The organism is Pseudomonas sp. StFLB209 (genome assembly GCF_000829415.1).
Classification (GTDB): Bacteria; Pseudomonadota; Gammaproteobacteria; order Pseudomonadales; family Pseudomonadaceae; genus Aquipseudomonas.
Window position 1 is genome coordinate 4,492,013 of the sequence record NZ_AP014637.1, and the last position, 22,157, is coordinate 4,514,169.

At 56.2% G+C, this 22,157-nt stretch carries 24 protein-coding genes and 2 tRNA genes; 14 read left to right on the forward strand and 12 right to left on the reverse strand.

Translation table 11 applies throughout. The features are described 5' to 3' along the window. Window positions 1-260 precede the first annotated feature (260 nt). The gene (locus tag PSCI_RS29550) at window positions 261-410 is read left to right on the forward strand and encodes a hypothetical protein (protein WP_173426693.1); all 150 of its coding nucleotides are present in this window, start codon (window positions 261-263) and stop codon (window positions 408-410) included. 32 nt (window positions 411-442) lie between these two features. Here the strand turns inward: PSCI_RS29550 and PSCI_RS20205 are convergent, their stop codons facing one another. After that, the gene (locus PSCI_RS20205) at window positions 443-700 is read right to left on the reverse strand and encodes a hypothetical protein (RefSeq protein ID WP_052483445.1); all 258 of its coding nucleotides are present in this window, start codon (window positions 698-700) and stop codon (window positions 443-445) included. 301 nt (window positions 701-1,001) lie between these two features. On the opposite strand from PSCI_RS20205, the gene ykgO reads away from it, so the two are divergent. Then, complete coding sequence (gene ykgO, locus PSCI_RS20210; RefSeq protein ID WP_045490502.1) at window positions 1,002-1,151, forward strand: type B 50S ribosomal protein L36; 150 nt, start codon at window positions 1,002-1,004, stop codon at window positions 1,149-1,151. 51 nt (window positions 1,152-1,202) lie between these two features. Here the strand turns inward: ykgO and PSCI_RS30000 are convergent, their stop codons facing one another. Continuing rightward, entirely contained in the window at window positions 1,203-1,337 is a 135-nt protein-coding gene (locus PSCI_RS30000; RefSeq protein WP_257105868.1) for a hypothetical protein, read from the reverse strand. A gap of 175 nt (window positions 1,338-1,512) precedes the next feature. Continuing rightward, complete coding sequence (locus tag PSCI_RS20215) at window positions 1,513-1,830, reverse strand: DMT family transporter (RefSeq protein ID WP_045490504.1); 318 nt, start codon at window positions 1,828-1,830, stop codon at window positions 1,513-1,515. 224 nt (window positions 1,831-2,054) lie between these two features. On the opposite strand from PSCI_RS20215, the gene PSCI_RS20220 reads away from it, so the two are divergent. Continuing rightward, complete coding sequence (locus tag PSCI_RS20220) at window positions 2,055-2,498, forward strand: hemerythrin domain-containing protein (RefSeq protein ID WP_045490506.1); 444 nt, start codon at window positions 2,055-2,057, stop codon at window positions 2,496-2,498. A 50-nt stretch (window positions 2,499-2,548) separates the two neighbouring features. Further along, window positions 2,549-2,896 carry a hypothetical protein gene (locus tag PSCI_RS20225; RefSeq protein WP_045490508.1) on the forward strand — a complete coding sequence of 116 codons (348 nt, stop codon included), beginning with the start codon at window positions 2,549-2,551 and terminating at the stop codon, window positions 2,894-2,896. A gap of 8 nt (window positions 2,897-2,904) precedes the next feature. Here PSCI_RS20225 and PSCI_RS20230 read toward each other — a convergent pair whose 3' ends face one another. Beyond that, a complete protein-coding gene (locus PSCI_RS20230; RefSeq protein ID WP_045490510.1) occupies window positions 2,905-3,180 on the reverse strand; it encodes a peptidylprolyl isomerase in 276 nt (91 codons plus the stop codon). A 96-nt stretch (window positions 3,181-3,276) separates the two neighbouring features. Between PSCI_RS20230 and PSCI_RS20235 the strand changes: the two genes are divergently transcribed. Beyond that, on the forward strand, window positions 3,277-4,455 hold the full coding sequence (locus PSCI_RS20235) for a PilT/PilU family type 4a pilus ATPase (protein WP_045490511.1): 1,179 nt from the start codon (window positions 3,277-3,279) through the stop codon (window positions 4,453-4,455). A 17-nt stretch (window positions 4,456-4,472) separates the two neighbouring features. Here the strand turns inward: PSCI_RS20235 and PSCI_RS20240 are convergent, their stop codons facing one another. After that, window positions 4,473-4,961 (reverse strand): DMT family transporter, encoded by a 489-nt coding sequence (locus PSCI_RS20240; RefSeq protein ID WP_045490512.1) that lies wholly within the window; start codon window positions 4,959-4,961, stop codon window positions 4,473-4,475. 98 nt (window positions 4,962-5,059) lie between these two features. On the opposite strand from PSCI_RS20240, the gene PSCI_RS20245 reads away from it, so the two are divergent. Then, window positions 5,060-5,965, forward strand: coding sequence for a LysR family transcriptional regulator (locus PSCI_RS20245; protein ID WP_045490513.1), 906 nt, complete (start codon window positions 5,060-5,062; stop codon window positions 5,963-5,965). A 13-nt stretch (window positions 5,966-5,978) separates the two neighbouring features. Here the strand turns inward: PSCI_RS20245 and PSCI_RS20250 are convergent, their stop codons facing one another. The 7 genes from PSCI_RS20250 to PSCI_RS28745 all read right to left on the reverse strand — a co-directional run bounded on the left by PSCI_RS20250 (window position 5,979) and on the right by PSCI_RS28745 (window position 14,148). Beyond that, entirely contained in the window at window positions 5,979-7,556 is a 1,578-nt protein-coding gene (locus tag PSCI_RS20250; RefSeq protein ID WP_045490514.1) for an ABC transporter ATP-binding protein, read from the reverse strand. A gap of 1 nt (window position 7,557) precedes the next feature. Next, on the reverse strand, window positions 7,558-8,580 hold the full coding sequence (locus PSCI_RS20255; protein ID WP_045490516.1) for an ABC transporter permease: 1,023 nt from the start codon (window positions 8,578-8,580) through the stop codon (window positions 7,558-7,560). Further along, window positions 8,580-9,644 carry a microcin C ABC transporter permease YejB gene (locus PSCI_RS20260; protein WP_045490517.1) on the reverse strand — a complete coding sequence of 355 codons (1,065 nt, stop codon included), beginning with the start codon at window positions 9,642-9,644 and terminating at the stop codon, window positions 8,580-8,582. Before PSCI_RS20260 ends, PSCI_RS20255 begins: the two co-directional genes overlap by 1 nt. Further along, a complete protein-coding gene (locus tag PSCI_RS20265) occupies window positions 9,645-11,513 on the reverse strand; it encodes an extracellular solute-binding protein (RefSeq protein WP_045490518.1) in 1,869 nt (622 codons plus the stop codon). Window positions 11,514-11,658: 145 nt separating this feature from the next. Beyond that, on the reverse strand, window positions 11,659-11,940 hold the full coding sequence (locus tag PSCI_RS20270) for a peptidylprolyl isomerase (protein WP_039589523.1): 282 nt from the start codon (window positions 11,938-11,940) through the stop codon (window positions 11,659-11,661). Window positions 11,941-12,130: 190 nt separating this feature from the next. Then, a complete protein-coding gene (locus tag PSCI_RS20275; protein WP_045490519.1) occupies window positions 12,131-13,213 on the reverse strand; it encodes a 3-deoxy-7-phosphoheptulonate synthase in 1,083 nt (360 codons plus the stop codon). Window positions 13,214-13,917: 704 nt separating this feature from the next. Then, window positions 13,918-14,148, reverse strand: coding sequence for a DNA-binding protein (locus PSCI_RS28745; protein ID WP_084710044.1), 231 nt, complete (start codon window positions 14,146-14,148; stop codon window positions 13,918-13,920). Window positions 14,149-14,230: 82 nt separating this feature from the next. Here PSCI_RS28745 and PSCI_RS20280 point away from each other — a divergent pair, with 82 nt between their 5' ends. From PSCI_RS20280 to PSCI_RS28750, 8 genes are all read left to right on the forward strand, one after another. Further along, entirely contained in the window at window positions 14,231-14,626 is a 396-nt protein-coding gene (locus tag PSCI_RS20280; protein ID WP_045494646.1) for a helix-turn-helix domain-containing protein, read from the forward strand. Between the two features lie 334 nt (window positions 14,627-14,960). Next, window positions 14,961-15,605, forward strand: coding sequence for a response regulator transcription factor GacA (gene gacA / locus PSCI_RS20285; RefSeq protein ID WP_045490520.1), 645 nt, complete (start codon window positions 14,961-14,963; stop codon window positions 15,603-15,605). A 2-nt stretch (window positions 15,606-15,607) separates the two neighbouring features. Then, complete coding sequence (gene uvrC / locus PSCI_RS20290) at window positions 15,608-17,431, forward strand: excinuclease ABC subunit UvrC (RefSeq protein WP_045490522.1); 1,824 nt, start codon at window positions 15,608-15,610, stop codon at window positions 17,429-17,431. A gap of 32 nt (window positions 17,432-17,463) precedes the next feature. After that, a complete protein-coding gene (gene pgsA, locus PSCI_RS20295) occupies window positions 17,464-18,024 on the forward strand; it encodes a CDP-diacylglycerol--glycerol-3-phosphate 3-phosphatidyltransferase (RefSeq protein ID WP_045490524.1) in 561 nt (186 codons plus the stop codon). A 64-nt stretch (window positions 18,025-18,088) separates the two neighbouring features. After that, window positions 18,089-18,164: transfer RNA gene (locus tag PSCI_RS20300), tRNA-Gly, on the forward strand. A 46-nt stretch (window positions 18,165-18,210) separates the two neighbouring features. Beyond that, window positions 18,211-18,284: transfer RNA gene (locus PSCI_RS20305), tRNA-Cys, on the forward strand. A gap of 347 nt (window positions 18,285-18,631) precedes the next feature. After that, window positions 18,632-18,817, forward strand: coding sequence for a hypothetical protein (locus PSCI_RS20310; RefSeq protein ID WP_045490526.1), 186 nt, complete (start codon window positions 18,632-18,634; stop codon window positions 18,815-18,817). 210 nt (window positions 18,818-19,027) lie between these two features. Continuing rightward, window positions 19,028-21,700 carry a pentapeptide repeat-containing protein gene (locus PSCI_RS28750; RefSeq protein WP_158497592.1) on the forward strand — a complete coding sequence of 891 codons (2,673 nt, stop codon included), beginning with the start codon at window positions 19,028-19,030 and terminating at the stop codon, window positions 21,698-21,700. Window positions 21,701-22,157 lie beyond the last annotated feature (457 nt).

A 22,157-nucleotide genomic window follows, 5' to 3' on the forward strand; every position in this document is an offset into this window, starting at 1 on the left:
TCATGCGTCCAATAGCCCACGCTCGAATCTGGTTTTCGGCCAAGTTGTGCTCAGTCAGATCGTCGTGTGGCTGTTAAGACTATTGAACAACGTGCCTCGAACTGACTTCAATTCTCTGCCGGTTTTGGCTGGCGATGATCAAGAGCCAGGTTCGATCGCCCAGTTGGCAACTCGTTATCGATCACTTAACGCAACAACGTTGACCCACCACCCCCACAAGGCTATACAAACCGCCCGAGTACCAACTGAGCAAGCCCGCCATGCCCGCCAATGACGATTACAAACACGAGCCTGAACACGATCACCTGCTCGATCACGAGTTCGCCACGGATTCATTTGAGGAGGAGCAAGAGGGTGACGATGAATACGATCACGACCCGTTCGCCGACGAGTTCGAGGACGATGAGTAGATCCTCGACCATCGAGCGACCGCGCTAACCAATCAAGCCAATACCTCGGGATGCGGATAAACCGCAGAGGGCTCGGCCCGCTGGCTTTCATCAATCCGCAACGCCGCACTGCGCAGTGCCTGGGCCGATGATTCAATGGCTGCGATGTGCCCTTGCACATCCAGCCCGTCGACGTGTCCGCCACGCTGATTAAGGAAGATCAGGTGCCCGCTCATGGCAATGGAAAGACTCTCCAGATGCGTTGCGGTCTGTTCAAGATCACTCTTGATGGTATCCAGAGATTCCAGCATTGCTCGGCGCCTTGGTTGTGGGTGCGATCCAATCTTCACGACTGCAAAAGTCGTCAAATCCGTTTGTGTCCATTCCTGGCTAAGTGTGGTGCGAGATCACGAAGTCGCGTCTGTGCGTGACACGTTTCTGGCGTCGGATTTTTGCTGCCAGGCCCCGTAAATAAAGGCTCACAGCTTGGAATAACGGACAGGCAAAGTAAAGCGCGCTGACGTAAAAGCAGGAGATCGTGTCGTCCTTTGGTTGATAATGATTCCTGTTTGTGATGTTATGTTGTTGCATTTAAAGCCGAGGGTATATCTTATGAAAGTGTTGTCATCGCTCAAGGAAGCCAAAGCCCGTCACCGCGACTGCCAGATCGTCAAACGCCGCGGGCGAATCTATGTGATCTGCAAGTCCAACCCGCGTTTCAAGGCACGCCAGGGCAATGCGAAAAACCGTAATAAGGGTTGATTGAGAAATAAAGACGGGCAACCGGTTTTAGATCCGCTGCCCGTCAAGTCCTCATTCGACGCTGCAGATCCAACGCTGATGATGTCGATAAGGCGCGCGAATAAAGGTGATATCCGCGATTCGTTTCAGACCTTGCTGCTGCAGAGCCAGGGTCAGTTGCACGAGGGTATCTGCTTCGATAGTCATTGCTGTCTCCTTGTCAGATGCTTCATTGCACAAGGAGTGTGACCGCAGACAAAAACGCCTTATTCAGTTTTTATCAGCAGCCAGTTGCCCAGCGGTCACGACCGGTTTTTTTGCCCCGAGTTGCAAGAAAATCGCTGGCTGTTCAACCACATCCCTTGTTCCTGCCTGCGTTCAATCAGCTGGACGACAATTTCATCAGCACCAGACCGCTGACAATCAGTACCGCCGCCAGTATCCGCAGGAAGGTCATCGGCTCGCCTAGCACGGTGATGCCAACCACGAACGCGCCTACCGCGCCGATGCCGGTCCAGATGGTGTAGGCGGTGCCCAGCGGCAGGCTGCGCATTGAGATCGATAGCAACACGATACTGGCGATCATGGCCGCTGCGGTGATGAGGGTAGGGGTGAGTTTGCTGAAACCTTCTGACTGTTTCATCGTAAAGGCCCAGACAATTTCCAGAATGCCCGCCAATACGAGGTATATCCAGGCCATGCCCGGTTCTCCTGTTCAAAGAATCGGGCCGTCCCGAAATGCTGTCCCGTCATGGGTGAGGGCGTCCTCAACAGCCTCGCTTTATAACTCAAGAGCGAGCGCTACGAAAACGCTCGTCGTCATGCAGCCATCGACGTGACCGCTTGCAGCTTCGCTTTGAACTGAGCGCACGCCGCAGCGGTCTAGCCACTGACTACCTTTTTCATTGGTCAGGAGTATTGCCCTTGAACATCTTCGAAGCGCTGCGCGAAAGCCACGATCGTCAACGCCGTTATGCCGATGCCATGATTCAGACCCAAGGTGCCAGTGAGGAGCGGGCCGAAGCTTATCGGCTGCTCAAGGATGAACTGCAGGCGCATGAAACCGCAGAGGAGCGGCATTTCTACGTGCCGCTGATGCAGCATGACAATGGCGTAGACCTGAGCCGTCATGCGATTGCCGAACATAACGAAATGGATGAACTGATGGAAGAGTTGGACGCCACCGACATGTCCAGCCCGAGCTGGCTGGTCTCGGCGAAAAAGCTCAGCCATAAAGTGCATCACCATCTTAAGGAGGAGGAACAGAAATTCTTCCAGATGGCCGGCAAACTGTTGGACGACAAACAGAAAGAAGCGTTGGCGGGTAAATACGTGAAAGAGTTTGAAGAGCAATTGGCCGAGGATTGAAACCGGCTGGCAGTGTTAGACTCGGCGTTTTTCAGGGATAAGGGCTCGTCATGAAATACGCGACTCTGATAATGGCGACCGTGCTGCTGGCCGGATGCGCCGCGCCGTCGAATTCGGCGCGCTCCGAGGGGCCGTTGAAAACGCTGGCCAGCGAGAAAACCAGCGCCGAGGTGGCCCAGTGCATCCAGGCCGCCTGGCAAGACGTCAAGCTGTTCGGCGATTCGGCAGATGTGTTTCTGGACCGCCAGGGTGACGGCAACTTTACGGTATTTACCACCCAGACCCGTTACTTTGCCGATGTCCTCCGCCAGGGTGGTGGCAGTGAGGTGCGTTTCTACGCACACAAGGGCGGCGACCAGATTGCGTTGCGGGCTGCGGCAATCGCCACCTGCCTCTGAATCTTGAGTCAGTCGCGGTAGAACACCTGCACCAAGTGATAGCCGAACTTGCTTTTCACCGGCCCGTGTACGGTGCGCAGTGGCTTCTTGAAGATGATCTGGTCAATGGCGCCGACCATCTGGCCGGGTCGCACCTCGCCCAAATCGCCGCCGCGTTTGCCAGAGGGGCAGATCGAGTGTTTGCGGGCCAATACATCGAAGGCTTCGCCCTTGGCCAACTGCAGTTTCAAGCGCTCGGCTTCTTCGGCGGTCTTGACCAGGATGTGGCGGGCTTGGGCTTTCATGAGGCGCTGCTACCTGTCGCAAAAGGCTGTCATTATGCCTGTCTACTACGCTCAGCAGTGTAGCGGCCTTACTTTTTTACCCCTGCGGTGTCGATTATGGATTTTCAGGCATTACTCAAGACCCTGGCCACTCAGGACGGTTCGGACCTTTATCTGTCTACTGGCGCGCCACCCTGCGCCAAGTTCAACGGTGTGTTGCGGCCATTGGGTACTGAAACGCTCAAGCCCGGTGAAGTGGCCAAGGTCGCTGATGCGATCATGGATGACGAGCAGAAAACCGCCTTCGAGCGTGAGTTGGAAATGAACCTGGCCGTGTCCCTGGCCGGGGTCGGGCGGTTTCGGATCAATATCTTCAAGCAGCGCAACGAAGTGTCGATCGTGGCGCGCAATATCAAGCTGGATATTCCGAAATTCGAAGACCTGCACCTGCCGCCAGTGCTGCTTGATGTGGTGATGGAAAAGCATGGGCTGGTGCTATTTGTCGGTGCCACCGGTTCAGGCAAATCGACGTCTTTGGCGGCACTGATCGATTATCGCAACCGCAATGCCAGCGGGCATATCATCACCATCGAAGACCCGGTGGAATTCATTCACCGGCACAAGAAGTCGATCATCAACCAGCGTGAGGTCGGGGTCGATACCCGCAGTTTTCATAACGCGCTGAAGAACACCCTGCGCCAGGCACCGGATGTGATCCTGATCGGCGAGATCCGCGACCGGGAAACCATGGAGCATGCGCTGGCGTTTGCTGACACCGGGCATCTGGCCATTTCGACCTTGCACGCCAACAACGCCAACCAGGCGCTGGACCGGATCATCAACTTTTTCCCTGAAGAGCGCCGTGCGCAACTGCTGCATGACTTGGGCAATAACCTCAAAGCGTTCGTTTCCCAGCGTCTGGTGCGCACCCCGGACGGCAAGCGGCGCGCGGCGGTCGAGGTGATGATGGGCTCACCGACCATCCGCGACTTGATTCAGCGTAACGAGTTGACCGAGCTGAAAAGCATCATGGAGAAGTCCGGCAACCTGGGCATGCAGACCTTCGATTCGGCATTGTTCAATCTGGTGGTGGAGGGTGCGATCAGCGAAGAAGAAGCCATCAAGCATGCTGACTCGAAGAACAATGTGCGCTTGCGTCTCAAGTTGCATGGTGAGGGCGGCGTGACTGCCGCGCCGACCGCAGCACCAGCGGCGCCGGTGGGGGTCGCCAGCCCGAGCATGACTCAGTGGGGCCTGGTGGAGGATGACGACGAACCCGGCACGACACAGTCCTGAGCGAGCAAGGCCCCGTTTCAACCAGCGGGCGGGGCCGACACCGTGAACCACTGCACCAGCAGCACACCGACAAACATCACGGCGATACCGGCCAGGCGCCCGCTGTTCGCCTCCTTGACGGCTAAGCCCATCAGGCCGAAATGGTCGATCAGCAGCGAGCTGAGCATCTGCCCGGCAATCACGCAGGCAATGAAGCCGGTTGCCCCCAGACGAGGTGTCAGCAGCAGGGCGCAGGTGATGTAGACGACCCCCGCCACACCGCCCAACCATGCCCAAAATGGTAGCGCCGCGGCCTGGCTCAAGGCGGGCAAGGGTGGCCGCGCGGCCAGCAGCGCTGGCACGACGACCAGCACGCTGATCAATAAAGACGCGACTGTCGCCCACAGTGGATGGCCCATTGCGCGGCCCAGTGCGGCATTGCTGCCAGCCTGAAAGGGTATAAGCGCACCTGCCGCCAACGCAGTGGTGGCCAGCAGCGCTGCGGTCAATGACGGCGAACCATTCATGCTCGTCTCCTGGTTAATCCAGCTTGTGTCGGAGCAGAATCTTGATTAATTAGTTAGCTGAATGGAAATTCGAATTCAGGATAGGGTTCATTCTTGTGGTGAATAATCTGCGACGTATTGATCTGAACCTGCTGGTGACCCTGCACGCGCTGTTGATCGAGAAGCATATCTCTCGCGCCGCCTTACGCTTGCACAAGAGCCAGCCTGCGGTCAGTCATGCTTTGGCTCACTTGCGCCAGTTGTTCGATGACCCGTTGCTGGTCCGGCGCGGTGGCAAGCTGGAACTGACCTCACGTGCTGCGGAGCTGTTTCAGCCGCTGAATGAGGCATTGGGCCAGCTCGGCACGTTGCTCGATACGCCGCAGTTCGATCCGTCCAATACCCAGCGTGTGTTTCGCTTGGCGATGTCGGATTACGGTGCGCGGGTGGTGTTGCCTGGGCTGGTGCCGCAGTTGCGCGCTGCTGCCCCCGGCGTCGAGCTACGGATCAGTCAGTCCAGCCGTGAGGCAATGCTGGCTGATGTGATGGAGGGCCAGGTCGACATGGCGCTTGGCGTCTTCGCTGATCACGCACCCACTGAGGTACATCGCCACACACTGTTTCGCGAGCATTTTGCCTGCCTGGCCGACGCTTCGACAGTGCCGGCATGCAGTGCGTTGAGCCTGCCTGACTGGCTGGCTCGACCTCACGTGATGCTGGCGATGCGATCAACAGCCGATAACGAGGTCGATCAGGCACTGGCTCGCGCCGGTCATCAGCGGCAGATTGCTGTGCAACTGCCGCATTGGGGCGTGGCAAGCGATTTGATTGCCGGCACCGATCTGATTCTGACCGTGGCCCGGCGCAGCCTGGACGCCGTCGCCCGCGACCCACGGTTATGCATCTTCGAGCCGCCGCTGTGCATCGAGCCCTTTGACTTCTCGTTGATCTGGCATCGACGCCGGGATGGCGATCAGGCTCACGGCTGGCTGCGACAGCTACTCATGGTTCATGCCGCCCGTTAATCGCCAGACTCGCTTATCCGGTGTGCGCGGCCGCCAGTAGCTCGCGGGTATAGGGGTGTTGTGGGGCATTGAACAGCGTTTCACTGCTGCCGTACTCCACCACGCGCCCATCTTTGAGCACCAGCACGTCGTGGGCCAGCGCGCGGACCACGCTCAGGTCGTGGCTGATGAACAGATAGGTGAGGTCATGTTTTTCTTGCAGGTCACGCAACAGGCTCACCACCTGCTTCTGGACTGTGCGATCCAGTGCCGAAGTCGGCTCGTCGAGCAGAATGAATGCCGGCTTGAGCACCAACGCGCGGGCGATGGCGATGCGTTGGCGCTGGCCACCGGAAAACTCATGAGGGTAACGATGCCGGCTGGCCGGGTCGATCCCCACTTCCTGCAAGGCCCGGATCACCTGCTGGTCGCACTGCTCAGGGTCGAGTTGGGTGTGGGCTTGAAGGCCTTCAGCAATGATCTGCGCCACTGACAGGCGCGGGCTGAGGCTGCCGTAAGGATCTTGAAACACCACCTGCATTTGCTTGCGCCACGGCCGCATCTGTTTATGGCTCATGCCATCCAGGGCCTGGCCGCGAAACCGGATCGTGCCGCTGGAGTCGAGCAGGCGCAAAATAGCCTGGCCGAGGGTGGACTTGCCTGAGCCGGATTCGCCCACGATGCCCAGGGTCTTGCCGCGTTCGACGCTCAGGCTGATGTCGTCCACGGCCTTGAGGTATTCCTTATGACGGCCGAACCAGCCGCCGGCCAGCGAGAACCACACGCGCAGGTTTTCGACCTCCAGCAATGGTTCGCGAGCGGGGCGGGTGACGGGTAAACCTGCCGGCTCGGCGTCCAGCAACAGGCGGCTATAAGGGTGCTGCGGCTGTTTGAACAGGCTCTGGCATTCATTGTGTTCGACAATTTGCCCGGCCTGCATCACGCACACCCGCTGGGCCACGCTGTGGACCAGGTTCAGGTCATGGCTGATCAGCAGCAGCGACATGTTCAGGCGTTGCTGCAGGTCTTTGAGCAGCAGCAGGATCTTGCGCTGGACAGTGACGTCCAGCGCGGTGGTGGGCTCATCGGCAATCAGCAGCTCCGGTTCACAGGCCAGCGCCATGGCAATCATCACCCGCTGACGCTGCCCGCCGGACAGCTCATGCGGATAGGCCTTGAGGCGTTTCTGCGGCTCGCGGATGCCGACCAGTTCCAGTAGCTCAACGATCCTCTGCTGCGCCTCGCGTCCGCTGATGCCGCGGTGCAGCAGCAGGGTTTCGCCAATCTGTTTGGCTACGGTGTGCAACGGGTTGAGAGATGTCATCGGCTCCTGGAAGATCATTGCGATGCGGTTGCCGCGCAACTGGCGCAGGGTTTTTGCGTCAGCGCCCAGCAACTGCTGACCACGGTAGCGAATGCTGCCGCTGCACTGGGTGTCGGCTTGCGGCAGCAATTGCAGGATTGAATGGGCAGTGACCGACTTGCCCGAACCGGACTCTCCAACCAGCGCCAGACACTCGCCGGGGCGTATATCCAGACTGAGGTTATACACCGCTGGCTGGCCGTTAAAGGCGATGTTCAGGTCGCGGATTTCGATCAGATTATCCGGCATATCAAGACCTCGGGTCGAAGGCATCGCGTAGCGCTTCGCCAATGAACACCAGCAAGCTGAGGATTAGCGCCAGAGCAAAGAAAGCGGTCAGCCCCAGCCAGGGTGCTTGCAGGTTGGTTTTGCTCTGGGCAATCAGTTCGCCCAGCGATGCACTGCCGGCCGGCATGCCGAAACCGAGAAAGTCCAGGGCCGTGAGGGTGGTGATGGCGCCGGTAAGAATGAACGGCAGGTAACTCAGGGTGGCGCTCATGGCGTTGGGCAGGATATGCCGCACGATCACTCGCCGGTCGCTGAGCCCCAGGGCGCGGGCGGCCTTCACATATTCCAGCTTGCGCCCACGCAAGAACTCGGCCCGCACCACATCCACCAGCGCCAGCCAGGAAAACAGCGCCATGATTCCCAGCAGCCACCAGAAGCCCGGCTCGACGAAACCGGACAGAATGATCAGCAGGTAAAGCACCGGCAAGCCTGACCAGACCTCCTGCAGACGCTGGCCTATCAGGTCGGTCCAGCCCCCGTAATAGCCTTGCAGCGCGCCGGCAGCGATGCCAATCACCGCGCTGATCAGGGTCAGCGCCAAGGCGAACAGGATCGAAATCCGGGCACCAAAGATCACCCTGGCCAATACGTCGCGCGACTGATCATCGGTGCCTAGCCAGTTCTGCGCTGACGGTGGGCTTGGGGCCGGAACGCTCAGGTCATAATTGGGTGTGTCGGCGCCGAACGGGATGGGCGGGAACAGCATCCAGCCGTCGCCCTTGGCGATTTGTTGTTGCACGTACTGGCTGCGGTAATCAGGCTGAAACGGCAACTCGCCGCCAAATGCCTGCTCGGTATAACGCTTGAATACCGGGAAATACAGCGAGCCTTTATAGCTGAGCACCAGCGGCTTGTCGTTGGCAATCAGTTCGCCGCCCAGGGTCAGCATGAACAGCCCGCAGAACAGCCACAGCGACCACCAGCCGCGACGGTTGGCGCGAAACCGCGCCAGCCGGCGTCGGGCCACAGGGGACAGGCGCTGCATCAGACAGTCCTCGCACTGAAGTCGATGCGCGGATCGACCAGGGTGTAGCAGATATCACCGGCCAGTTTGATCAGCAGGCCAAACAGGGTGAAGATGAACAGCGTGCCGAACACCACCGGATAATCGCGCGCCACCGCCGCCTCGTAGCTCATGCGGCCCAGGCCATCAAGCGAGAAAATGACTTCGATCAGCAGCGCGCCGGAAAAAAACACCGTGATCAGCGCCTGCGGGATGCCGGCCACCACCAGCAACATGGCATTGCGAAATACATGGCCATACAGCACGCGCCGTTCGCTCATGCCTTTGGCTCTGGCGGTGGTCACATACTGGCGGGTGACTTCGTTGAGAAAGGCGTTCTTGGTCAACAGGGTCAGGGCGGCAAAACCGCCGATCACCAGCGACGTGACCGGCAGCGCCAGGTGCCAGAAGTAGTCGGCGATCTTGCCGGTCAGCGATAGCTCGGCGAAGTTCTCCGAGACCAAGCCGCGCACCGGAAACCAGTGCAGCGCGGTGCCGCCGCAGAACAGCACCACCAACAGCATGGCGACCAGAAAGGCCGGCAGGGCGTAGCCGATGATGATCAGCGTGCTGCTCCAGACATCGAAGTGGCTGCCGTGCCTGACCGCCTTGCGAATCCCCAGCGGGATCGACACTAGATAGGTCAGCAGGGTCGCCCACAGTCCTAGCGACAATGACACCGGCAACTTCTGCATGATCAGTTCAGTGACTGAGGCTCCGCGAAAGAAGCTGTTGCCGAAATCCAGCCGGGCATAGTGACCCAGCATCAGCCACAGCCGCTCATGCAGCGGTTTGTCAAAGCCATACTGGCGCTCGATTTCCTCGATCAGCTTCGGGTCCAGCCCCCGGGAGGCGCGGGATTGGCCGCTGTGCACCGATTCGACCGAGGTGCTGCCCACACTGCCGCCGCCAACCCCTTGCAGGCGTGCGATGGTTTGCTCCACCGGCCCGCCCGGTGCGGCCTGGACAATGAAAAAATTGACCAGCAGGATGCACAGCAGGGTCGGGATGATCAGCAGCAGGCGACGCAGGATATAGCCCGGCATTTACTGCATCTCCTTGACCAGCGCCGAAGCACCACGTCGTGCGGCGAATTCCTCGTCGGTCAGCGCCGTAGGGCTGACTTCCCACCAGGTTTCAATGGCTTCGCTGTTACGCGCCTGGATTTTGGGAATGCCGAAGCGGTTCCACCACACTGTAGAGCTGCCGGGCGGATAGTAGTTGGGAATCCAGTAGTAGCCCCACTGCAATACCCGGTCCAGGCTGCGGGCATAAGCGCTCATGTCAGCCTGGGTGGTGGCCTTGACCAGGCCATCGATCAGGCTGTCTACCGCCGGGTTCTGCAGCACCATGTAGTTGCTGGAGCCAGCATCGCGGGCCACCTTGGAGCCAAAGCTGTTGTACAGCTCCATCCCCGGCGAGTTGCTCACGGTATAGCCGATCACAATCATGTCATAGTCGCGGGCCATGACTCGGTTCAGGTACTGCGCGGCGTCGATGCGGCGGATCTCGAAGCGGATGCCGATCTGCGCCAGGGTACGCTTGTAAGGCAGCAGCAGGCGCTCCATCCCTGATTGGGCGTTGAGAAACGTGAAACTCAGCGGCTCGCCCTGGGCATTGACCAGTTGGTCGCCCTTCGGCTCCCAGCCCGCCTGCTTGAGCAAACTCAGGGCCTGCAGTTGTTTGTCGCGGATCAGGCCGCTGCCATCGGTGCGCGGTGGCTGGAATACCTGAGTGAATACTTCATCAGGCACCTGGCCGCGCAACGGCTCAAGAATTTCCAGCTCGCGAGGCGAGGGCAGTTGAGTGGCCGCCAGGGGCGAGTTGGAAAAGTAGCTGCTCTGGCGGATGTACATGTTGCGCATCATCTGCCGATTGGTCCATTCGAAATCCCACAGCATGGACAGTGCCTGACGCACTCGCCGGTCCTGGAACATTGGTCGATCCAGGTTGAAGACAAACCCCTGGGAGTTCTGGATCGCGTCGCTGGCCAGATGCGCCTTTTGCAGGCGACCCTCACTCAAGGCCTGGCCGTTATAGCGAATGGTGTAGCCGGTGGCGGAGTATTCACGGTTGTAATCGTAACCGCCGCCGAGCAATACCTGACGCGCCACATCGGTGTCGCCGAAATACTCGATGCGAAACGAATCGAAGTTGTACAGGCCGCGACTGACCGGCTTGTCACGTCCCCACCACTGCGGGTCGCGCTCGAACGTAATGCTGCGCCCTGCATCGACCTTGCCGATCTTGTACGGCCCACTGCCGGGCGGCACTTCAAAGCCGGCGCCGCCAGCAAAGTCGCGGGTCTTCCACCAATGTTCGGGCAGTACCGGCAGCGACGCCAGTTCCAGTGGCAGGGTACGGCTTTCGTTGTTGCTGAAATCGAAACGCACTTGGCCGGGTGACTCGACTTGCACCCCCTTGACCGCCTCAAAGCGGGTCCGGTAATCGAGCTTGCCTTTGCTCATGAACAACTCGAAGGTGTACTTCACGTCATTGGCAGTGATCGGCGTGCCGTCGGCGAAGCGGGCATCAGGGTCAATATAGAAGCGCAGCGATAGTCCGTCGGCACTGCGTTCCATTTGTCGTGCTACCAGGCCATAGACGGTGAAGGGTTCATCCAGCGAGCGCACGGCCAGCGGCGCATACAGCAACTTGTCGACCTGCTCGACGCCCATGCCTTTGTCGACATACGGGATCAAATGATCGAACTGGCCGATTTCCTGCGCCGAGCGTCGCATACTGCCGCCTTTGGGGGCATCGGGGTTAACGTAATCGAAGTGCAGGAAGCCCGCTGGGTAACGCGGCGCTTCACCATAAACGGTCAGTGCATGCTGCGGCGCAGCCCACGTTGATTGCACGGTGCTCAGTAGGGCCAGTGATGCGGCAAACAGTGATAAACGAAGCAAACCCATGAGCGAACCACAAGCCAGAAACTGTTGTGTCGTTCTACAGGGAAAGCGCTACAGCGCCAAGGGCCAAAGCTACAAGTTTCGGCTCGTTAGAATGCAAACGGCCCATCATCAGGATGGGCCGTTTACCAGAATCAACTGCGCAGGATCAGTCCTGACGGCTGGTCACTTCCAGCAGGTGGTAGCCGAACTGGGTCTTGACCGGACCCTGTACCACGTTGATCGGGGCGCTGAATACCACGGTGTCGAACTCCTTGACCATCTGGCCTGGACCGAACGAGCCCAGGTCACCGCCCTGACGGCTCGACGGGCAGCTTGAATTGGCCTTGGCGATTTCCGCGAAATCAGCGCCGCCTTCGATCTGGGCTTTCAGTTCGTTGCACTTCTCTTCGCTGGAAACCAGGATGTGGCGGGCAGTGGCTTTTGCCATGGGAACAGTACTCCTGTTGAAAAATACCAAGCCTACCGTAATGTGAAGGGCGCTGCCTGATTAAGTTCATGACCCTTGGCTAATGCCGTGCGGCGCTGACCGGCCCGGCAATAGCGCGTAGACCGGCTTCGGCCGGGGAACGCAGCGACGCGGTCCCGGCCAAGGCCGATGTTCGCGCTGAGGTGATGGCTCAGCGGTAGCGCAGCCGCTCAACCGCGCCGCGCAGCAGCGCCTCGGTGCCGGACCAGCCCAAGCATGCATCGGTCACCGATACCCCGTATTTCAATGAAGGCCCCAGAGCCTGGCAGCCGTCGAACAGATGGCTTTCGATCATCATGCCCATCAGCGCGGTGTTGCCCTGCAGGCGCTGCTCCAGCACATCGTTGAACACCAATGGCTGACGGGCCGGGTCTTTGCCGCTGTTGGCATGGCTGCAATCGACCATGATCCGCGGGTTGGCCTGTTGTTTATCAAGCGCGGCACTGACCTTGGCGACCTGTTCGGCGCTGTAGTTGGGGCCGTGGTGGCCGCCGCGCAACACGATATGGGTGTCGAGGTTGCCTGCCGTCTCGATAATGGCCGGATGTCCGTGCCGGTCCATGCCGAAATGCCGGTGCGGGTGAGCCGCCGAACGCATGGCGTCGCAAGCCACGGCGACGCCGCCATCGGTGCCGTTCTTGAAGCCGACCGGGATGCCCAGGCCGCTGGCCATTTCTCGATGGATCTGCGATTCAGTCGTACGGGCGCCGATCGCCACCCAGCTCAACACGTCATCGAAGTAACCGGCCGCCATTGGCTGTAGTACTTCAGTAGCGACAGGCAGGCCCAGTTCGAGCATGTCACGCATCAGTTGCCGTGACAGGCTCAGTCCGCTCGCCATGTCATCACTGCCATCCAGATGCGGATCGTAGGCCAGGCCTTTCCAGCCGACGGTGGTGCGAGGCTTTTCGATGTAGGCACGCATCACCAGCAGCATTTGGTCGCTGACTTCACTGGCCAGCTCGGCCAGCCGCGCTGCGTATTCAAGTGCTGATTGTGGGTCGTGTAATGAACAGGGGCCGACCACCACCAGCAGGCGGGAGTCGCTGCCATCGAGAATCGCGCGAATGGCGCGTCGATGCGCTGCGACCTGACTGGTCAGGGAGGCATTCAACGGCAGGCGCTGTTTGAGCTCGACGGTGGTCGGCAGTCTTTGCGGATGGGATGCAGGGTCCAGACGGGTGACGGTGCTGGACGACAGTTCGGTGTTTTTCAGAGTGGCAGGCGCGTTCATGTTCTGGCTTCCTGGGCGGCGGGTTTTTCCCGCTCACGCCCTATAGGGGTGTTCGACAAGGTTGTGTAATAGACAAATTGCCACCAGGCAGTGACCGGACGGAGGCGGCAGGCTGTCCCGAACGGAGGCTGGTAAATCGCCAGGCGTAGACGTAGTTGCAGTAATCGGTGAAGTGGGTCATGTGCTGTGTCCTCTGGAAATCTGTTGTGCGTCGTTAAAGGTGCTTAAAAACAAAACCCCCGGTCGGGGAGCCGACCGGGGGTTGAGAATTCTCTGGTGGGCGTCCCGTGAGTCAGGGCGCCGATGTAGGGGTATCAGCGCCTGTGGCTAAACCAATACCCATAATAAAAATCGACCGGCAGACAGGCATTGGCCAAAACCCTTTCGCCAGCATGCGTCGCTACCTGGCACTCAAGGCCGGCAGGGCGAACACATTGGAGGGTGAGGGTAAGCGACATATGATGTCTCCGTGGAATGTTGCCGAGCATACTTCAGGCAGTTTTTAAAAACTACCCGTCTTGCGATTGATTGCGTTGCTCAAGTCAAATCGGTTTTTTAGGGGGGAGCAAGTCACCAGCGGTTGAGGCAGAATTTTATCGGGGGAGGTGCCGACGCGAATTGTCAGAAAAGGCGATTTGATCACTCAGATCAAACCTGCAACGGTGGACAGAACTATTCTTTACCTTGGCCGCTCAGCAGTGCTGTCAAACAACGTCAGAGGCTGGCGGGTTCTCCGGCGTGGAGATGGTCCCGACCTTCATGCCCAGCAAAACCGCCACTTTATGGGCTTCGCCACGGCGACCTTTCTTGCGGCCGGCTAAAACCTGATAGGTCGTTGCAGCATCCACGTTGTTTTCACGAGCAAATTGTTGAACGGATTTTCCCTGTTGATCGAGCCAAGCCTTGGCTTGTGCAGCAGTGCGGATTACGGGCATAGTTTAAAACCGTTCAAATCAGTTTAATTTTGTCAGGATTTTACCATTCGTTAGAATGGGGTCAACAGGGTTGCGCATTCAAATGAGTGGAATTGGATACCGTCTAAGAAAAGAACGCGAGCGTCTGGGCTTGTCTCAGCGAGCTTTCGGGGAAATCGGTGGCGTGGAAGCCAATGCCCAAGGCAAGTATGAAAGCGGTGATCGTGCTCCCAAGGCCGATTACCTGGCTGCGGTCTCTGCCAAAGGGGTTGACGTATTGTACGTGCTCACAGGAAAAGCTACGCCAATCCCGCTCGATAATCTCAGCCTGGCCGAAGAAAAAGTGCTGGGCAGCTACAGGACCCTGCACAAGGAGGATCAGGACGCGATCCGGCGGTTGACTACCAGCATGGCGGAACTGTCCGCGTCGTCATTGATAGGCAGCAAGCTCTTTTCCAGCCCGTCCATCAGCGATGAGTCATCAGTTGAAGAGAGCTGATGGCGGTCGTCCTTTGGGTATATTTGTGAGTCGGCGCACATTTTTTTCTGGCACTGAATTCTATGAGTGATAGCGTGTGGTTAACGCTGTCCACCCAACAGCATTGAGTCAGAAACCGGGGGCGTGCCTGATTCAATTACCCGTATTGGCCATGGGATCTTGGGCATTGCCTTGCGAATCATGCTATAGCAGTCATTGAGGGCTGCTAGGTCGCGGTTCTCTGAGCTTCAGGGCGGCGCTCGACACTGTGTGACGAGTTCAAAGACCCTAGGTCTGGCTCCCTGTTTTTGTTATCGTGACACGCATTGCTATGACTGTTTCGCGAGGTGTCTCCTTGATTAAGGTGCTAGTTGTCGACGACCACGATCTCGTGCGCACAGGCATAACCCGCATGCTCGCCGACATCGATGGCCTGCAGGTCATCGGTCAGGCCGATTGTGGCGAAGAATCCCTGAAGAAAGCCCGTGAACTCAAACCTGATGTCGTGCTTATGGACGTCAAAATGCCGGGTATTGGTGGCCTTGAAGCCACCCGCAAGTTGTTGCGCAGCCACCCCGACATGAAAGTCGTGGCGGTGACTGCCTGTGAGGAAGATCCGTTTCCGACCCGACTGCTGCAAGCCGGGGCGGCAGGTTATATGACCAAGGGCGCCGGCCTGACCGAAATGGTCCAGGCCATTCGCATGGTGTTTGCCGGTCAGCGATACATCAGCCCGCAGATCGCTCAGCAACTGGCGCTCAAGTCGTTTCAGCCCGAGCAGAGTAACTCGCCGTTCGATCTGTTGTCCGAACGAGAAATCCAGATCGCCTTGATGATCGTTGGCTGTCAGAAGGTTCAGACTATTTCGGACAAACTGTGCTTGTCGCCGAAAACCGTCAACACCTACCGTTATCGTATTTTCGAGAAGCTTTCGATCAGCAGTGATGTCGAACTGGCACTGCTGGCGGTTCGTCACGGCATGGTCGATGCCAGCGCCTGAACATGACTGAAACCTTTGATCACAGTGCTTTTCTGGCCACTTGCAGTGGCCGACCCGGTGTCTACCGGATGTTCGATGAGCAGGGGCTGCTGCTCTATGTCGGCAAGGCCAAGAACCTCAAGAAGCGTCTGGCCAGCTACTTTCGCAAGACTGGCCATGCGCCCAAGACCGGTGCGCTGGTGGCGCGAATCGCGCAGATCGAAACTACCATCACTGCCAATGAAACCGAAGCGCTGCTGTTGGAACAGACCCTCATCAAAGAGAGTCGGCCGCCCTATAACATCCTGCTGCGCGACGACAAATCCTACCCGTATGTGTTTCTTTCGGACGGTGCCTTCCCGCGGCTGAGCATTCATCGTGGAGCGAAGAGGGCCAAAGGGCGTTATTTCGGGCCTTATCCCAGCGCCGGGGCCATTCGCGAAAGCCTCAGCCTGTTGCAGAAGACCTTCCTTGTGCGTCAGTGCGAGGACAGCTACTACCGCAACCGCACCCGGCCTTGCCTGCAGTACCAGATAAAACGCTGCAAAGCGCCCTGTGTCGGCCTGGTCGAGCCTGAAGTTTACGCTGAGGACGTGCGCCATTCGGTGATGTTCCTTGAAGGGCGCAGCAACGCTCTGAGTGATGAACTCAATGCGGCGATGGAGCAGGCAGCCATGGCGCTGGAGTTTGAGCGCGCGGCCGAGCTTCGCGATCAGGTTTCCCTGTTACGGCGTGTCCAGGACCAACAGAGCATGGAAGGCGGCACCGGCGATGTGGATGTGGTCGCTGCCTTCGTCAATCCGGGCGGTGCATGCGTTCATTTGATCAGCGTGCGCGGCGGACGAGTGCTGGGCAGCAAGAATTTCTTCCCTCAGGTGGGTATAGAAGAAGAGGTCGGCGAAGTGATGTCGGCGTTCCTCGCCCAGTATTTCCTGGGGGGTGTTGATCGTGAGCTGCCCGGCGAGGTTATCGTCAACGTGATCAACGACGACTTTGCGAGCCTGATCGATGCGATTCATGAATTGCGCGGTCGTGAGCTGACCATTAGTCATCGGGTGCGAGGCACCCGGGCGCGCTGGCAGCAGTTGGCGGTCACCAATGCCGAGCAGGCCCTCGGCGCCAGGTTGGCCAGCCGGCAACATGTGGCGTCGCGTTTTGAAGCGCTGGCTCGTGAACTCAAACTTGATGAGCCACCGCAGCGCCTTGAATGCTACGACATCAGCCACTCCAGCGGCGAAGCCACGGTGGCCTCATGTGTGGTGTTCGGCCCGGAAGGGCCGATCAAATCCGATTATCGGCGCTACAACATCGAAGGCGTCACTGCAGGCGATGACTATGCGGCCATGCACCAGGCACTGACGCGGCGCTTCAGCAAGATCAAGGACGGCGAGGGCAAGTTGCCGGACATCCTGCTGGTGGATGGTGGCAAGGGGCAGTTGAATATGGCTCGCGACGTTCTCAATGAGTTGGCGATGCCTGACCTCATCTTGCTGGGGGTGGCCAAGGGCGTGACCCGCAAGGCCGGTTTCGAGACCTTGTACCTCAACGATGTTAACCATGAGTTTACCTTGCCTGGCGACTCGCCGGCCTTGCACCTGATTCAGCAGATCCGCGACGAAGCGCACCGGTTCGCGATCACCGGCCACCGGGCACGTCGCGGCAAGACCCGGCGTACCTCGACCCTGGAAGGCGTGGTGGGCGTGGGGCCTACCCGGCGCCGCGACTTGCTCAAGCACTTTGGCGGTTTGCAGGAGTTGTCGCGCGCCAGCATCGAAGAAATCGCCAAAGCACCCGGTATCAGTAAAAAGCTTGCAGAGTCGATTTATGCGAACCTGCATAGCGAGTAGAATGCCCGCTCACCTCGTAGCCAGTTGTGCCGATGAATATCCCTAATCTGATCACCGTTTTACGCGTTCTCCTGATTCCGATCTTCATTCTGTTGTTCTATGTGCCTTATCACTGGAGCTACGCAGCGGCTAGCGTGGTGTTTGCGTTCGCGGCCGCTACTGACTGGCTGGACGGTTATCTGGCGCGCAAACTGCAGCAAAGCACTCCGTTTGGGGCCTTTCTCGATCCGGTGGCAGACAAACTCATGGTCGCGGTGGCGCTGGTTATGCTGGTGCAGACCCATGCCAACTTCTGGCTTACCCTGCCAGCGATGGTCATCATCGGCCGAGAGATCGTCATTTCCGCACTGCGCGAATGGATGGCCGAGATCGGTGCCCGCGCTCAGGTGGCGGTATCGAACATGGGCAAATGGAAAACCGCCGCGCAGATGCTCGCCCTGGTGATCCTGCTGGCCAATCCGGTGCAACTCAGCTTCTGGGTGGTCACGGGCTACGCGCTGCTGCTGGTTGCCGCTGGCTTGACCCTGTGGTCGATGATCCAATACCTCAAGGCCGCATGGCCTCATTTGAAAACCACTGTAGATAAAAAATAAGTTTTTTAGAATCAAGGGGTTGACGGATAGATTTGAATGTATAGAATGGCGCACATCAAATGACGCGGGAATAGCTCAGTTGGTAGAGCACGACCTTGCCAAGGTCGGGGTCGCGAGTTCGAGTCTCGTTTCCCGCTCCAATTTGATTGCGCAAGATGTTGTTAAGTGCAGCGTCAAGCGTTTTGAGGCCGAGTAGCAAAATGGTTATGCAGCGGATTGCAAATCCGTTAACGCCGGTTCGATTCCGACCTCGGCCTCCACATTCGAAAGCCCCGTAGATTAACCTCTACGGGGCTTTTTTGTGCTTGTGGATTTGTGCTGGAAAAGGGTAGGTGTTCCCTAAAAATGGGGATGTGTTCCCGAACTCTGTGCGATTGAGTATTTTTTCAAGCCTCTCGATTTGTGATGCGAGAGGGCAAGGGCGCATTGCTTTCATGGGGCGTTGCCTGGCACTTGGAGGAGGTTGAAAAAATGAAGGGCAGTGGTAGCGCCATAGCGGCTGGTGGCGACAGGCAGTAATCGGCCAAAAGCTGTCAGCCGTAACAAGTTGCTCTCGGTCAAAAGCAGACGGTGAGCAAATTTGTCTAATTGACCACACCAGGCTGGAATGCGACGTTCGACCGTAACCGAAGATAGCATCGCCGCCAATAAGTCATTGATTGCATCGCTGTATTGTCAGCGGCTTTTCATCCGAACCGGTCGCGAGGTGGAAGTCAAGCGCGCGGTGCCGATGTCGGCAAAGCGCAACACCATCGACACCTGTCGCGGTAGCAATGATGGGTTGGGCAACTGATCTATAAAAGCTTTAAACCCAAGCCGAAGGCATCCTCCAGAAAGCTGTCCGTACCAATTTTGCACCATTGGCAACAAGATTTCGTATAGATGATCGATAGGCACCGCGTCACCTCAATAACTGAGTAGTGACATTTTGACATCATGACTATATATTAGCCCCTGTAAAAAACCACAAACGAAGATAAAGCCATCTGTATAAAGGACTATGATGTCTAGCCTTACAACCGGAATCACAGCTACTAATAAAAAAGCCATTAGCTCCAGTCTGCCAAAAATTGATGCGAAATCATTTGGTGCCGCTGTAGCTAAAGGTGTTGCTCATTTTTTTTTAGGAAAATTTGAAGACATAGCAGATGACGCTGCAGATGCTGCCGCATCACTAGGATTGAAAGACAATTCACCGGAAGTACTTGCATATTTTCTACTGCAAAAAAGTATAACATCTGCTATTTATCAATTACTTACTGATTCTCAAGTGATAAATCTGGAAGAAACTAAGCTTAACGCTTTCCAGAAGTTGATAGAAGATAATATTCAAGAGATTGAAGTTAATGCGGATTTTTTGAAAAATCCGTTAAACAGCAAGTTTTCGACTGTATTCATTGATCCACTGACAATGTGGTTAGAGCGGTTAGGCTACACCGTAGCAGCCTCAAAAACCATATCGCAACGACTACCAGGCTACATCCCTTACGCACTTCACAGTGAATGGTCAAGCGACCCTCAGAAATATGAATTACTTCTAAAGAGCATAGACTCTCCATTCGCCGAGGCCGCAAATAACGAAAGTTCCTGGATTCTGTATAAATCCAAGCTTCAAGCAAAACTGGAAGAGAGTATTTTTGGTGAGCCGTTCGGGCTACGTCAAATTTATATTCCACTTAACGCTGTATATGAAGAGAAAACTTGCAAAAAAACAAGCCTCGAAGCAGACTCAAAAAAACATGTCGTCAGCTTGATAGATGAGCTAGATGATTGGGTAAGCGAGGAGAACTCAAAGCTTACAATTCGCACAATAAGTGGCGGGCCAGGAAGCGGAAAGTCCTCTTTTTCAAAGATATACGCAGCCCATGTTTTTGAAAATAAATCAATAAAAACCATATTCATACCACTGCATTTTATTGACCCCACCAGAGACTTTTCTGAAGAGGTTGGACGCTTTGTCAAAGATGAAGGGCTTTTAAAATACAACCCTATCGCCAAAGAACACCTAAGCGAAAATTTATTAGTTATACTAGATGGATTGGATGAGCTTGCAAGTCAAGGGCAAGCCGCGGCAGTAACAGCAAAAAATTTTGTCAGAAGCGTTCAGCAAACAGTTGATAGACTAAACTTACAAAAAAGCCTAATTAAAGTTCTTTTCAGCGGCCGAGAAGTAGTGATTCAAAATAACGAAAGTGAATTTCGACTTCCCGGGCAAGTACTCACTATACTTCCTTATCATGAGCCATCAAAAATAAAGTCCCACTATAACGACCCCAAAAATCTGCTAGAGGTCGACCTTAGCGAATTATGGTGGAAAAATTATGGGGACCTGATAGGAAAGCCATTCACTGGACTGCCAAAGGACTTGCAGCGGGATGACCTCAGAGAGATAACAGCCCAGCCACTGTTAAATTATTTGTTGGCATTAAGCTACTGCCGAGGTAGACTAAACTTCAATACCGGCGTCAATTTAAATGAAATTTATAGCGACCTAGTAGAAGCTATTTACGAAAGAGGCTATGAAAAAGGAAGGCGGCATGAATCAATCCGAAGCATAGATCTTCAGAATTTCCTTTTAATACTAGAAGAAATAGGTCTAGCCGCTTGGCATGGAGACGGTCGCACCACTACTATAAGCGAAATTGAGCACTATTGTCGCGAGGGAGGATTCAGTGATCAACTTGATGCGTTCCAAGACGGTGCAAAAGCAGGAATAACATCTCTCTTAGCTGCTTTCTTCTTCCGACAGCATGGCTCTCGCCCAAAAGGAGATCCAACCTTCGTATTCACCCATAAGAGTTTCGGTGAATATCTGGCCGCCAGAAGGATTACCCGAGCGATCAGCGACATCATCGAAGAGCGAGGACGAAGAGATGCTATAGGACGGAGAAAAGGGCGCGGCTGGAGCGATCAAGAGTGTCTTAAGCACTGGGCTGAAATTTGCGGACCAACTGCGCTCTCCCCAAACATACTGAGGTTCTTGCGGTACGAAATCGTCCTAATGGATAGCAATGATTGCGAAGAGGCTCAGAGCTGCCTTACGAACCTATTCAATGTCGTACTCAGAAACGCCATGCCGATGGAGAAAGTTACGACCCTACCAAGCTTTGAAGCCGCGATGTTCCAGGCAAGAAACGCGGAAGAAGCTTTGCTAGCATCATTAAATGCATGCGCAAGGCGCAATAACAAAATTTCCTTGATAGAGCACCCTAACCAAACGGCATTTGGCACGTGGCTCAAGCGAATCCAAGAACAGCGCAACGGCCCACAATCCGCCCTAGTTCTTGACTGTCTATCTTGGCTCAACCTTGACAGCACTTGCTTCGACTTTGCAGACTTGTGGGGGGCGAATATATCACACTCAACGTTCCGATCTGCTCATGGATATAAAGTTATGCTCTCATCGGCAAAGGCCAACAATACCGACTTCTCCGAGTCTTCATTCGAAGGCGGCTTTTTCTCCCACACATATTTCACTGACTCTAACTTCGAAGATGCTAAGCTTTGGGGCGCAAATTTCACATCATGCGACTTTGGAAAATCAAATTTTATAAGGGCAAAGCTTGGTAATGCGGACTTCAAAGATGCTCGCACTGACAAGTGTGATTTTACAGATGCCGAATCTACTAGGAAAGGCATTGCAAAATCAAAACGAGTCAAGCCCAAAACTTCATAGGCGCATTATCACCTGATTACACTGCGCCCAAGCCGGGCTGACATATTAAGTTGAAAAAGGCGCTCACCCTCAAGAGCATTAGACTTGAGCGCCTGTTTACTTTAACTAAAAAATTGGCATTGAACTCCATGAATTCGCTATAAATTCAAATCATTCTTCCCGGCCGGAAGCTATTGGCGCATCTTTTTTGGGGTGAGGACTTGAAGGCATATAGTATGCAAAATTCAAGATGCTGTTCAGCCCTTATCCGAAAGCACTCCACCTATTCAGCCGAGCTACCGGCTGGTTGTGCCTCATGACGTCGCCGCATTACGTATATGGCTACCCCAAGAACGGCTCGTCTGAATCTTGCATGGGTCGATTGGGAGCGGCCAGTTTGTTGGGTGCTTATCAAATGAGAATAGCTGTGACAGCAACGTTGTCGGCAGCGATTCAAATGCATGACGGGCTCAAACTA

Bases quoted from the DNA above. Each gene is read 5' to 3' on its own strand.
- PSCI_RS29550 (WP_173426693.1), top strand. From the start codon at position 261: ATGCCCGCCAATGACGATTACAAACACGAGCCTGAACACGATCACCTG.
- PSCI_RS20205 (WP_052483445.1), bottom strand. From the start codon at position 700: ATGCTGGAATCTCTGGATACCATCAAGAGTGATCTTGAACAGACCGCA.
- ykgO (WP_045490502.1), top strand. From the start codon at position 1,002: ATGAAAGTGTTGTCATCGCTCAAGGAAGCCAAAGCCCGTCACCGCGAC.
- PSCI_RS30000 (WP_257105868.1), bottom strand. From the start codon at position 1,337: ATGACTATCGAAGCAGATACCCTCGTGCAACTGACCCTGGCTCTGCAG.
- PSCI_RS20215 (WP_045490504.1), bottom strand. From the start codon at position 1,830: ATGGCCTGGATATACCTCGTATTGGCGGGCATTCTGGAAATTGTCTGG.
- PSCI_RS20225 (WP_045490508.1), top strand. From the start codon at position 2,549: ATGAAATACGCGACTCTGATAATGGCGACCGTGCTGCTGGCCGGATGC.
- PSCI_RS20230 (WP_045490510.1), bottom strand. From the start codon at position 3,180: ATGAAAGCCCAAGCCCGCCACATCCTGGTCAAGACCGCCGAAGAAGCC.
- PSCI_RS20235 (WP_045490511.1), top strand. From the start codon at position 3,277: ATGGATTTTCAGGCATTACTCAAGACCCTGGCCACTCAGGACGGTTCG.
- PSCI_RS20240 (WP_045490512.1), bottom strand. From the start codon at position 4,961: ATGAATGGTTCGCCGTCATTGACCGCAGCGCTGCTGGCCACCACTGCG.
- PSCI_RS20250 (WP_045490514.1), bottom strand. From the start codon at position 7,556: ATGCCGGATAATCTGATCGAAATCCGCGACCTGAACATCGCCTTTAAC.
- PSCI_RS20255 (WP_045490516.1), bottom strand. From the start codon at position 8,580: ATGCAGCGCCTGTCCCCTGTGGCCCGACGCCGGCTGGCGCGGTTTCGC.
- PSCI_RS20260 (WP_045490517.1), bottom strand. From the start codon at position 9,644: ATGCCGGGCTATATCCTGCGTCGCCTGCTGCTGATCATCCCGACCCTG.
- PSCI_RS20265 (WP_045490518.1), bottom strand. From the start codon at position 11,513: ATGGGTTTGCTTCGTTTATCACTGTTTGCCGCATCACTGGCCCTACTG.
- PSCI_RS20270 (WP_039589523.1), bottom strand. From the start codon at position 11,940: ATGGCAAAAGCCACTGCCCGCCACATCCTGGTTTCCAGCGAAGAGAAG.
- PSCI_RS20275 (WP_045490519.1), bottom strand. From the start codon at position 13,213: ATGAACGCGCCTGCCACTCTGAAAAACACCGAACTGTCGTCCAGCACC.
- PSCI_RS28745 (WP_084710044.1), bottom strand. From the start codon at position 14,148: ATGCCCGTAATCCGCACTGCTGCACAAGCCAAGGCTTGGCTCGATCAA.
- PSCI_RS20280 (WP_045494646.1), top strand. From the start codon at position 14,231: ATGAGTGGAATTGGATACCGTCTAAGAAAAGAACGCGAGCGTCTGGGC.
- uvrC (WP_045490522.1), top strand. From the start codon at position 15,608: ATGACTGAAACCTTTGATCACAGTGCTTTTCTGGCCACTTGCAGTGGC.
- pgsA (WP_045490524.1), top strand. From the start codon at position 17,464: ATGAATATCCCTAATCTGATCACCGTTTTACGCGTTCTCCTGATTCCG.
- PSCI_RS20310 (WP_045490526.1), top strand. From the start codon at position 18,632: ATGCGACGTTCGACCGTAACCGAAGATAGCATCGCCGCCAATAAGTCA.
- PSCI_RS28750 (WP_158497592.1), top strand. From the start codon at position 19,028: ATGTCTAGCCTTACAACCGGAATCACAGCTACTAATAAAAAAGCCATT.